Below are 8,690 nucleotides of genomic sequence, written 5' to 3' on the forward strand. Positions count from 1 at the left end.
ACGGCGAGGATCACCCAGGTGACCTGCCACACCGTCGAGTCGACCGGCGCCAGCGGCACGCCCGTGACGATCGTCGCCCCGCCGGGCAGGCTGCTGCTCGCCACCCGGTACCGGCCGAGCTCACCGCCCAGGTCGACGGTGGTCGGCGGCGTGCTCGTGCGGAATCCCGCGAGCGCGTGCTGCGCCGACTCATCGAGCTGGTGCCGCTTGCCCGCCGCGTCGACGAAGCCGTTCACGACGATCTCGTCATCGTCGAAGACGGCCACGATCGTCTGCGGAGCCTGCCCGGGCACGCCCACGAACTCGCCCACGAAGTCGCCCGACGACGGCTGCGGCTCGCGCGGCCCGGCGTCGCCCGTGCCCGATCCCGGCTGCAGCCGGTCGAGCTTGCCGCCGATGCGGTCCACCCGCTGGGCCGACGACGCGAGGCGGTCGTCGAGCTGCCCCACGAGGTAGCCGCGCAGCGCGAGGAGTGTGATGCCGCCGATGATGAGGCACGCGGCGGCGACGAGAGCGGCGGCGATCAGCACGATGCGCCACCGCAGGCTGTGCAGCAGGACTCTCACGCGCCGTCCGTCTTGAGGATGTAGCCCACTCCGCGCACCGTCTGGATGCTCGCCCCGCAGTCGTCGGGCAGCTTGCGCCGCAGTGTCGAGACGTACATCTCGACGAGGTTCGACTCCGCGCCGAAGTCGTAGCCCCAGACGGTGGTGAGCAGCTGCTCGCGGCGCAGGACGCGCCCCGCATTGCGCGCGAAGCACCACAGCACCTCGAACTCGGTCGCCGTGAGCTCGAGTCGGCGGCCGCGGAAGCTCGCCGCGCGCTCGGTCTCGTCGAGCACGATCTCGCCCGCCGTCAGGCTGGCGCGGGGCGCGGCATCCGTCATCGACGGCGCCAGCCGAACGAGCGCGCGCGCTCGCGCGAGCAGCTCGGCGATGTCGAAGGGCTTCGTGACGTAGTCGTCGCCGCCGGCGCGCAGGCCCGTGATCCTGTCCTGCTGGCCGTCCTTCGCGGTGAGGAACAGCACGCGCACCTCGTCGCTGATGGCGCGGATGCGGTCGAGCACGGCGAGCCCGTCGAGGTCGGGCAGCATGATGTCGAGCACGACGACGTCGGGCCGCCAGTCGCGCACCGTGAGCGGAACCTCGCGGCCGCGATAGGCCGTCTCGACCTCCCAGCCGTCGCTGCGCAGCGCGAGGGCGACCGCGTCAGCCAGCGCGACCTCGTCGTCGACGACGAGCGCGCGGGCCGGGGTGCCGTCTGCACGGCGGACGGGCGGGAGGTCGAGCGGGTGCGAGCGGCTCATCCGCTCATTCAGCCAGCGCATGCCGAGAGTTTCCTATGTCGCGGCCCAGTCCCGGATACGGCCTGCGATTTGGGATGATCTCGGCATGGGTTCGGATGCCGCACTTGTGCTCCTCGCCGTCGTCGGCGCCGTCGTGCTGGCGGTCGTCGTCACGGTGGTGGCACGCAGCTCGGGCTGGTCGGCGCCGCTGATGCTCGTCGCCATCGGCGCGATCGTGGCGCTCATCCCCGGCATCCCCCGCCTCACGATCGCGCCGGACGTGATCCTCTACGGCGTGCTGCCGCCCCTGCTCTTCTCGGCGGCGATGCGCGCCTCGCTCATCGACCTGCGCACCCGGCGCGACCCGATTCTGCTCAGCTCGGTCGGGCTCGTCGCCTTCACGGTGCTCGCGGTCGGCGGGGTGAGCTGGCTGATCGTTCCGGGCATCAGCGTCGCCGCGGCTCTCGCGTTCGGCGCGGTCGTCGCGCCCACCGACCAGGTGGCGGTCGAGGCGGTGACCCGGCGCGCGGGCATGCCGCGCATGCTCTCGACGGTGCTCGACGGCGAGAACCTGCTCAACGACGCGACGGCGCTCGTCGCCCTGAACTCGGCGATCGTGGCCATCACGGCGACGATCACGCCGGTCGAGATCGGCGTCTCGTTCGTGCTCGAGGTCGTCGCAGGCCTCGCCGCGGGCCTGCTGGTCGGCTTCGTGCTGGGCTATGTGCGCGGGAAGCTCGCGGCGCCCGTGCTCGACACGAGCCTGTCGCTCGTGACGCCGTACCTGGCGTTCCTGCTCGCGCAGGCGGCGCATGGCTCGGGCGCGCTCGCCGTGGTCGTGGCCGGGCTGTTCCTCGGCTATCGCGCCCCGAGCTTCCAGTCGGCCCAGGCGCGCGTCGCCGAGGAGCTCAACTGGCGCACGATCCAGTTCATCGTCGAGAACCTCGTCTTCCTGCTCATCGGCCTGACGCTGCCGCGCGCGGTGGAGGCGGCGGCCGAGAGCGGCATCCCCGTCGGGCAGCTCATCGGCATCGCTGTCGCGCTGCTCGCCGCCGTGGTCGTCACCCGTCTCATCTGGGGCGCGGTCGTGACGCCGCTGTTCCGCTACGGCCCGGCGCGCATGCGCCGCGTCGGCTGGCCGTGGGTCACGATCGTGCCGTGGACCCTCGCCGGGGTGCGCGGCGTCGTGACGCTCGCCGCCGTCTTCCTGCTGCCCGCCGAGACGCCGGACCGGGCTGTGCTGCAGCTGCTCGCCTTCGTGATCGTGATCGGAACGCTGCTGCTCGCGGTGCCGATTCCGCGTGTGCTGCGTCGCGCCGGGCTCGTCATGAGCGCGTTCGACCAGGAGCGGGTCGAGGCCGAGCTGCTCATGGCCGAGGCCAAGGCGGCCGGGCTCGACCTCGTGCGCGAGCGCGCCGGCGACAGCACGGACCCGCGCGTGCTCGAACGGCTGACGGCGGATGCCGAATTCGTGTCGGCTTCCGTCGACGATGGGCCGCTGCCCACGGGCGAGAGCCTGAACGCCGCATACGCCGCGCTGCGGATCGAGCTCTTCCAGGCCGAGCGGAAGGCCGTGCTGCAGGCCCGCGCCGAGGGTCGCTATCAAGAGGCCGCGGTGCGGAAGGTCATGCACGTGATCGACGCGGAGGAGACGGCGGCTCGGGTGCTGCGGCACGGCGAGGTCTGAAATCCGCTCGAATTCCCGCGCATTTCGGGTTGTGGAGCGCACGGACGTTTCGCTAGCCTGGCAATTCACCGAGAAAGGGGGTTCCGCATGTTCATTCGCATCTCTGCACGCGACATGCGTCGAGCCCCGATTTCCGGGCTGGGGCGCGTGAGCGTCGCCGGGCTCCGCTAGCAGCGCACCGCCTTCGACTGCAGCCCGACCGCCGTCTGATCGCAGCCGCGATCCGGCACCCGTCTTCTCGCTGAGGGCGACGACCGTCTTCGACGTCGCACCCGCTCTCGCGTCCGATCTCATCTCCCATCCCATCGATCGGTCGATCTCGGCCACTCACCTCAAGGAAATTCGAATGATCAACATCCAAACCCACCCTCCCCAATCGACCGTGACGACGCTCACGATCGACCTGGCGGAACTGCCCGAGCTGAGCCTGGGTCGCCGCGTCGCCCTTGCGCTCAGCCTCGTGCTGATCACGAGCGTCGAGCCGCGGAAGGCGCGGAAGCCCGCGCGCGACCCGGAGCTCAGGCGGCTCGCTGGGCTGCACATCGACGAGCGGGCCCGGCGCGAGCGCGAGCAGCTCGCCGAGCGTTTGCTGCTCGGCGCTCACGCGTGGCGCTGAGGTCGCGATGACCACCACGCCACCCCCGATTCCGCACCCCACCACCTGGCCCGCCGGCCTCGCCGGCGGGCCACCGTCGTTAAGGGGCGAGCCGCGCTGCTGCCGTCAGCGATCGGAACGCGACCAGCCGAGCAGCGGTGCGAGGGCGCCCGCGATGTCGCCGAGCAGCTGCTCGTAGTCGTCGTGCTCGAAGCTGAACGGCAGGGCGAAGGCGACCTCGTCGACGGCCTGGAACGCGGCGTCGGCCTCGAGGCGCTCGGCGATCTCGGCGGACGAGCCCACGAGATCTGCCGCGAACAGCATGCCCCGGGGGCCCTGCGGCACGCCGACGCGATGGGCGCGAGACGCGGCGTAGGCGCGGTACTTCTCGGCCTGCGCCGCGGTCGCGGAATCCGTCGGGATCACGACCAGGCCCTGCGAGACGCGCGCGCCCGCGCCGCGCTCCTCGCGGTACGCGTCGATCTGCGCCCGCTGCACCGCGGCGAAGTCGGTGCTGCCGCCCTCGCTCTGCACGACGGAGGAGGTCAGCAGGTTGAAGCCGTTGGCCCCCGCCCAGCGCGCGGAACGCAGGCTGCCCGCGCCGTACCAGAGCCGCTCAGCGAGCCCGCTCGAGTGCGGCTCGACGCGCTCGCTGTACTCCTCGATGCCCTCGCGGCCCGAGAAGTCGCTCACCCGGTCGCCGCGCACGAAGCCGCGCAGCCGCAGCAGGCGCGCGTAGCTCAGGTCCTCGTCGCGCCAGGTGCCGGGGTAGAGCGCCTCTTTGTAATCGTCGAAGTGCATGGGCGTGCCGGTCGAGAACCCCGGGTTGAGCCGGCCGCCCGAGAGCACGTCGACGGTCGCGAGGTCTTCGGCGAGGCGCAGCGGGTTCTCGGCGCCGAGCGGGATGACGGCCGTGCCGAGCTCGATGCGCGCCGTGCGCTGCGTCGCGGCGGCCAGCACCGTCGCGGGCGACGAGATGCCGAACTGCAGATGCCGCTGGCGCACCCACGCCGAGTCGAAGCCGAGTCGCTCGCCGAGCTCGATGAGCTGCAGGGTCGTCTCGTGGCCGTCACGCGGGTGCTCGGGGTCGAAGAGCCCGATCGTGAGGAAGCCGAGACGGCGCAGGCTCACTGCCGGCCGATTTCCGACTCGTCGCTCAGCTCATGCCACGTGCGCCGGTAGTAGACGAGGGGGGCCGCGGACTCCGCGACATCGGTCTCGGGAAGGCGCGCCTGCAGCGCGTGCACGGCGACGACCGTCGACGACCCGGCGCGCATGCGGTCGATCACGCGGCCGCGGATCCAGGTGCGCACGGCGGGGAAGTACGGCTCGCCCGTGATGAGGCGGTCCCAGAGGGACGTGTCGGCGAAGCGGTCGATGCCGCTCGTCGCGCCGAGGCGCGCCAGGTCGAGCTGGTCGGCCGACAGCAGGTGCACGATCAGCGTGTCGGCCTTCGTGATCGTGGCGGACGCCGACGACTGGTCGGAGATCGAGAACACGAGCAGCGGCGGCTCGGCACTCACCGAGAACACCGACGTGGCCGTCATCGCAACGGGGCCCTCACCGGCGTCGGCGGTGATCAGTGCGACGCCGGCGGGGTGGTGACGGAAGGCGAGTTTGAACTCGTCGGCGGACAGACCGCCGAGAGCGGTCGCCTGGTCGTCGTTCTCAAGCCGGTGAAGACGTTCGGGTTCCGCCACGTGGTCCTCCTTCTGCGACGGCGCGGCCTGCACGGCGCGTCCTGTTGACATTCTCAGCCTGTTTGCTCATCGCGCCCTGTGCCAAGAAGTGTTGCACCGTGTGACCGTCAGGTACCCGGCTCGGCCTCGTCGACCGTCGCAATGGCGCCGTCCCCCGCCCGCTGCGGGCGCACGAGGACGACGGCGAGCAGAAGCAGGATGATGCCGATGGATGCCGCGAGCGTCAGCGGCTCGCGCAGCACGGTGACCGCGAGCACCGTCGCCGTGACGGGCTCGATGAGCGACAGGATCGCAGCCGTCGTCGACGGCACCCCGCGCAGCAGGCCGCCGAAGAAGGCGAGGTAGGCGAGCACCGTGGGCACGGCGGCGAGGAAGGCGATCCAGGCCCAGCCGGCGGCATCCGTGCCCATGAGGTCGAAGCCCGCGAACGCGCCCCAGATCGCGACGAGCAGCCCCGCCACGGTGAACGAGGTCGCGATCAGAGCGGCGGGCGTGAGGCCGGGAACGGCCCGCCGGTTCACGACCGTGGTGCCGGCGAACGACAGGCCGGCGACGAGCGCGAGCAGCACGCCGAGCGCGGTCTTCGCCGGGTCGGATGCCACAGCAGGGGCATCCGTCACGAGAATCAGCCCGACCACGGCGGCGACGAGCGCGACGATGACGGCGGCGGAGGGCATGCGCCGCCCCCTGATCGCGCTCGCGATCGCGACGGCGACGGGCGCCGAACCGAGCGCGATGACCGTCGCCACCGCGACGCCGACGAGCGCGAGGGCTTGGAAGTACGCGCCCTGATAGACGGCCGAGAGCAGCGCCGTCAGGCCGATGTGCCGCAGCGACGCAGGGGTACGGGGGATGCGCCGCAGCTCGCCCGTGGCCGCGGTGAGCGCCACCATGAGGAGCCCGCCGGCGACGAGGCGCAGCGCCGAGAGCGCGGGCCACGAGAGGGTGCTGTGCTGCGCCGCGAAGGTCGCGGCGAGACCGCCCGTGCCCCAGAGCACTCCGGCGACGGCGACCAGCACGAAGCCCCACGGGCGGGAGGCGGCGGGGGCGTTCATGGGGATGTCTCGACTGTAGCGGCACGTTTCGTAACGCGGCGTAAGCGGGCGCAACACGCCTCGCACCGCCGCGGGGCGGGTGCCTACCGTGTGAGGCATCGCGGCGTATCCAAGTGGTCGAAGGGAACGGTTTCATACTCCGTCTGCCGCAGGTTCGAATCCTGCCGTCGCGTCGGTGTGGTCGCATCGCGGCGCGGCCGGGGGCAGGATCGAAGCATGACGACGTGGTTCATCACCGGCTGTTCGACGGGCTTCGGGCGCGCGCTCGCCGAAGCGGTGCTCCATCGAGGCGACAATGCGGTGATCACCGCGCGGAACGCCGACTCGATCGCGGAGCTCGCGGCCCGGCATCCCGGCTCGGCCCTCGCCCTGCCGCTCGACGTGACCAGGCACGACCAGGTGGTCGCCGCCGTCGCGCAGGCCGAGACGCGGTTCGGCGGCATCGACGTGCTCGTCAACAACGCGGGTCACGGCTACCGCGCGGCCGTCGAAGAGGGCGAGGACGCCGCGGTGCGCGAGCTCTTCGAGACCAATTTCTTCGGGCTGGTGGATGTCACGAAGCAGGTGCTTCCGGGCATGCGCGCACGCCGCTCGGGAACGATCGTGAACCTCTCGTCGATCGCGGGGCGCACTTCGCCGGTGGGCTCGGGCTACTACGCGGCGTCGAAGTTCGCCGTGGAAGGCCTGTCGGGGTCGCTGCGGCAGGAGCTCGAGCCGCTCGGCATCCGCGTGGTCGTCGTCGAGCCGGGCGGCTTCCGCACGGACTTCGCGGGGCGATCGCTCGGGCAGTCGGCCGAGCCGATCGCGGACTACGCCTCGACGGCGGGCACGCGCCGCAAGAGCGCTGCTGAGGACGGCAGCCAGCCGGGCGACCCCGCGAAGTTCGCGCAGGCGATCATCGACGTGGTCGCATCGCCCGAGCCGCCGCTGCGGCTGCTGCTCGGCACCGATGCCCTCGCGCGCACGCGGGCAGAGCTCGCGTCGCAGCAGGCCGAGCTCGCCGCCTGGGAGCACGTCACGGTGTCGACGGACTTCGACGGGTAACAGCACGTCACGGTTTCCGTCGCTCCACCGACTTCGGCGCTCGCCAGAGCGTGTCGACCCCCGCCGACCTCCACGCCTCACAGCGGGCAGACCTCTGCCTCGCCGTCGGGGTCAGGAACTGAGCGGTATCGGGGTGTTGGAGTTCACGGGCTGCCAGTCGATGATCTTTCCGCCGTAAGACCAGCGCACCCAGGGCCTGCCGTCGATCATGCGGATCTGCCACGGCCCCTTCTCGACTTCGTCGTGGTGGAAGGGGCACAGAAGGACACCGTTGTCGACGTCGGTCGGGCCGCCCTGGAACCAGCTGAGCACGTGGTGCGCCTCGGTGCGGTAGGCCGGCACGTGGCAGTCGGGAATGACGCACTCGGCACCGTCGCGGGCGACCATGGCCCGGCGCTGCCGGCGGGTGAAACCTCTGCTTGTGCGCCCGAGCCGCAGGAACGCACCCGCCTCGGTCAGCACGACTTCTTGCAGGCCCCCGCTGCAGACCATCTTGCGGGCGAGCTGCACGCTCGTCGGCTCGGCGGACCCGGCGAAGAACGCCAGGCCCTTCCCCGAGGCGAGCTCGGCCTCGGTCGTCGAGACCCACACGGTGGGATGGTCGCCGCCGAGCTCGAGCGTGTCCGCGAGACGCGCGTGGGCGGCGAACACGTCGCGCAGGCCATCGGCGTACTTCTGGCCGATCGTGCGAGGGTCGGCCGGGGCCTGCTGGCCTTCGGCGAAGGTGACCTTCCGCTTGAGGCTCGCGTAGCCGTCGAGCACGGTGCGCAAGGTCGCCGCGTATTCCACCGGCAGCAGCCCGGACACGCGCGCGGCGCCGTCTTCCTCTTTGCCGATCCAGAAGAACCGCTTCTCGTGGGCGACCCGCGCGCGCTCTTCGACGACCTCGGGGGTCAGCGCGGCGGCGCGTCTGTGCGCTACCTCGCGCAGCCGATCGGCCGGCATCATCACGGCGAGCTCGACGAGCTCGCTCTCGACGGTCGCCACCTCGGACGGCGCGGCCGCATCTGCAGCGCTCTTCAGCTCGCTGCTGATCGCCTGCGCGCTCTCGCGCCCGATGAGCCCGCCCAGCACCGCCGCCTCGACCACCGGAAGCTTCGCCAGGTCTTCCACATCGGCGACCAGCCGCCTTGCCGACTTCCCGGATCTAATCGGAACAAACATTCCACAACTTCGGTAACCGGGCCGACTTTTCCACAGGTACGCGGGCGGCGAGCATGTCGACGCGAATCAGCCGAGGGCGCCGGTCTCTGCCGCGATGGCGTCACCGTCGGCCTCTTCCACCGAGTAGTCCATGCCGCGCTCCTCGTCGCGCTGCTCCTCC

At 71.5% G+C, this 8,690-nt stretch carries 8 protein-coding genes, 1 tRNA gene and 1 pseudogene; 4 read left to right on the plus strand and 6 right to left on the minus strand.

The features are described from left to right. Positions 1–566, minus strand: a pseudogene (locus tag ACM2XV_RS09760) (hypothetical protein); the annotation flags it as partial. Beyond that, positions 563–1,327 (minus strand): response regulator transcription factor, encoded by a 765-nt coding sequence (locus ACM2XV_RS09765; RefSeq protein ID WP_487026791.1) that lies wholly within the window; start codon positions 1,325–1,327, stop codon positions 563–565. The pseudogene ACM2XV_RS09760 and the gene ACM2XV_RS09765, both read right to left, overlap by 4 nt. Positions 1,328–1,391: 64 nt before the next feature. On the opposite strand from ACM2XV_RS09765, the gene ACM2XV_RS09770 reads away from it, so the two are divergent. After that, complete coding sequence (locus ACM2XV_RS09770) at positions 1,392–2,972, plus strand: cation:proton antiporter (RefSeq protein ID WP_344777163.1); 1,581 nt, start codon at positions 1,392–1,394, stop codon at positions 2,970–2,972. Positions 2,973–3,318: 346 nt separating this feature from the next. Further along, entirely contained in the window at positions 3,319–3,588 is a 270-nt protein-coding gene (locus tag ACM2XV_RS09775; protein WP_487026792.1) for a hypothetical protein, read from the plus strand. Between the two features lie 105 nt (positions 3,589–3,693). On the opposite strand, the gene ACM2XV_RS09780 is transcribed toward ACM2XV_RS09775, so the two are convergent. The 3 genes from ACM2XV_RS09780 to ACM2XV_RS09790 form a co-directional block, all read right to left on the minus strand. Continuing rightward, complete coding sequence (locus ACM2XV_RS09780; protein ID WP_487026793.1) at positions 3,694–4,698, minus strand: LLM class flavin-dependent oxidoreductase; 1,005 nt, start codon at positions 4,696–4,698, stop codon at positions 3,694–3,696. Further along, on the minus strand, positions 4,695–5,267 hold the full coding sequence (locus ACM2XV_RS09785; RefSeq protein WP_344777157.1) for a flavin reductase family protein: 573 nt from the start codon (positions 5,265–5,267) through the stop codon (positions 4,695–4,697). The genes ACM2XV_RS09780 and ACM2XV_RS09785 overlap by 4 nt, the downstream gene beginning before the upstream one ends. Positions 5,268–5,374: 107 nt before the next feature. After that, on the minus strand, positions 5,375–6,322 hold the full coding sequence (locus tag ACM2XV_RS09790) for a DMT family transporter (RefSeq protein WP_344777156.1): 948 nt from the start codon (positions 6,320–6,322) through the stop codon (positions 5,375–5,377). A gap of 99 nt (positions 6,323–6,421) precedes the next feature. On the opposite strand from ACM2XV_RS09790, the gene ACM2XV_RS09795 reads away from it, so the two are divergent. Together ACM2XV_RS09795 and ACM2XV_RS09800 are read left to right on the plus strand one after the other, a co-directional pair. Then, positions 6,422–6,495: transfer RNA gene (locus ACM2XV_RS09795), tRNA-Met, on the plus strand. Between the two features lie 43 nt (positions 6,496–6,538). Further along, positions 6,539–7,366 carry an oxidoreductase gene (locus ACM2XV_RS09800; RefSeq protein ID WP_487026794.1) on the plus strand — a complete coding sequence of 276 codons (828 nt, stop codon included), beginning with the start codon at positions 6,539–6,541 and terminating at the stop codon, positions 7,364–7,366. 111 nt (positions 7,367–7,477) lie between these two features. On the opposite strand, the gene ACM2XV_RS09805 is transcribed toward ACM2XV_RS09800, so the two are convergent. Beyond that, the gene (locus tag ACM2XV_RS09805) at positions 7,478–8,530 is read right to left on the minus strand and encodes an HNH endonuclease signature motif containing protein (protein WP_487026795.1); all 1,053 of its coding nucleotides are present in this window, start codon (positions 8,528–8,530) and stop codon (positions 7,478–7,480) included. Positions 8,531–8,690 lie beyond the last annotated feature (160 nt).

The organism is Gryllotalpicola sp. CP2-P1 (assembly GCF_057512245.1).